This window comes from Aquabacterium sp. (genome assembly GCF_016234775.1).
Classification (GTDB): Bacteria; Pseudomonadota; Gammaproteobacteria; order Burkholderiales; family Burkholderiaceae_C; genus Aquabacterium.
On sequence record NZ_JACRAH010000022.1, the window covers coordinates 1 to 2,359 of the forward strand.

Sequence of the window (2,359 nt, forward strand, 5' to 3'; positions counted from 1 at the left end):
CAACGTGACCGATGGTGCCCACGTTCACGTGCGGCTTGGTCCGTTCGAATTTACCTTTTGCCATTTGTTTCTCCAACAAAGAACAGTTGCCCATGCGTGTTTTAGGTCTCCAGCACTGGCTCGCCATGGGCAGCAAGCCAACCCCACAAAGGGCGCCGAAGACCGGCTTAAATTTGGTTCCCGATCAAGGGAAGGGGCCGGATGTTACCACCCGAACCCGAGGTCATCAACGATGACCTCAAACACACACCCTTGCGCACTGCGCCGCTGAGATCCAGCAACAGCCACAGATCCGGCTTTGCCGGTCTGTTGGCTGTGCCCCCTGGAGGGGGCTGCCGAAGGCAGTAGGGGGTGGGCCTTACTTGCTACGAGCAGTGATGATCGCGTCAGCCACGTTCTTGGGCGCTTCAGAGTAGTGCTTGAACTCCATGGAGTACGTTGCACGACCTTGCGTAGCCGAACGCAGGCTGGTGGAGTAGCCGAACATTTCAGACAGAGGAACTTCTGCCTTGATGATCTTGCCACCGCCGACCATGTCGTCCATACCTTGAACCATGCCGCGACGCGAGGACAGGTCGCCCATCACGGTACCAGCGTAGTCTTCAGGCGTTTCGACTTCCACGGCCATCATGGGCTCGAGGATCACAGGCGAAGCCTTGCGGCAACCGTCCTTGAAACCCATCGAAGCGGCCATCTTGAACGCGTTTTCGTTCGAGTCCACATCGTGGTACGAACCGAAGGTCAGGGTGACCTTGACGTCCACAACGGGGTAGCCAGCCAGCACGCCGGAGGTCAGGGTGTCGATCACGCCCTTTTCCACCGCAGGGATGTATTCGCGAGGAACCACACCGCCCTTGATGGCGTCGACGAACTCGAAGCCCTTGCCAGGCTCTTGAGGTTCGACCGTCAGCACCACGTGACCGTATTGACCCTTACCGCCGGACTGACGCACGAACTTGCCTTCGACGTCGGTGACCTTCTTGCGGATGGTTTCGCGGTAAGCCACTTGTGGCTTGCCCACGTTGGCTTCCACGCCGAATTCGCGCTTCATGCGATCGACGATGATTTCCAGGTGCAGCTCGCCCATACCGGCGATGATGGTCTGACCCGATTCTTCGTCGGTCTTGACGCGGAAGGAAGGATCTTCTGCAGCCAGACGTTGCAGCGCGATACCCATCTTTTCCTGGTCAGCCTTGGTCTTGGGTTCCACGGCCTGTGCAATCACAGGCTCAGGGAAGACCATCTTTTCCAGGGTGATGATGGCGTCCGGATCACACAGCGTTTCGCCGGTGGTCACGTCCTTCAGGCCCACGCAAGCAGCGATGTCACCGGCCAGAATTTCCTTGATTTCTTCACGCTCGTTGGCGTGCATCTGCAGGATACGACCGATACGCTCTTTCTTGCCCTTGATCGGGTTGTAGACGGAGTCGCCGGAGTTCAGCACGCCCGAGTACACGCGAACGAAGGTCAGCTGACCGACGTACGGGTCGGTCATCAGCTTGAAAGCCAGCGCAGAGAACTTCTCGGCGTCGTCGGCCTTGCGGCTGGTAGGCTGGTCGTCGTCGTCCGTGCCTTCGACTGGAGGGATGTCCACAGGCGAGGGCAGGTAGTCGATGACGGCGTCGAGCATGCGCTGCACGCCCTTGTTCTTGAAGGCAGTGCCGCACAGCATCGGCTGGATTTCGCAGGCGATGGTACGGGTACGCAGAGCCAGCTTGATCTCTTCTTCGGACAAGTCACCTTCTTCCAGGTACTTGTTCATCAGCTCTTCGTTGGCTTCAGCAGCAGCTTCAACCATGCCTTCGCGCCACTTCTGGGCGTCAGCCTTGAGCTCATCAGGGATGTCGCGGTAGTCGAACTTCATGCCCTGGGAAGCTTCGTCCCAGTAGATGGCCTTCATCTTCAGCAGATCGACCACGCCCTGGAAGTTGTCTTCAGCGCCGATGGGGATCACCACGGGCACAGGGTTGGCCTTCAGACGCAGCTTGAGCTGGTCGTAGACCTTGAAGAAGTTGGCACCGGTACGGTCCATCTTGTTGACGAAGGACAGACGAGGCACGCCGTACTTGTTAGCCTGACGCCACACGGTTTCAGACTGAGGCTGCACACCGCCCACGGCGCAGTACACCATGCAGGCACCGTCGAGCACGCGCATCGAGCGTTCGACTTCAATGGTGAAGTCCACGTGGCCCGGGGTGTCGATGATGTTGAAGCGGTGCTCGGGGTAGGACATGTCCATACCCTTCCAGAAGCAGGTCGTGGCAGCCGACGTGATCGTGATGCCGCGCTCTTGTTCCTGCTCCATCCAGTCCATGGTGGCAGCGCCTTCGTGCACTTCACCAATCTTGTGGTTCACACC

1 protein-coding gene and 1 pseudogene are annotated in these 2,359 nt (G+C 58.8%); both read right to left on the minus strand.

Annotation, left to right across the window (positions count from 1 at the left end):
• A pseudogene (locus HY836_RS07380) lies at nt 1-64 on the minus strand (elongation factor Tu); the annotation flags it as partial.
• Nucleotides 65-358: 294 nt separating this feature from the next.
• A partial coding sequence (fusA, locus tag HY836_RS07385; protein ID WP_290675078.1) for an elongation factor G occupies nt 359-2,359 on the minus strand: 2,001 nt, incomplete at its 5' end.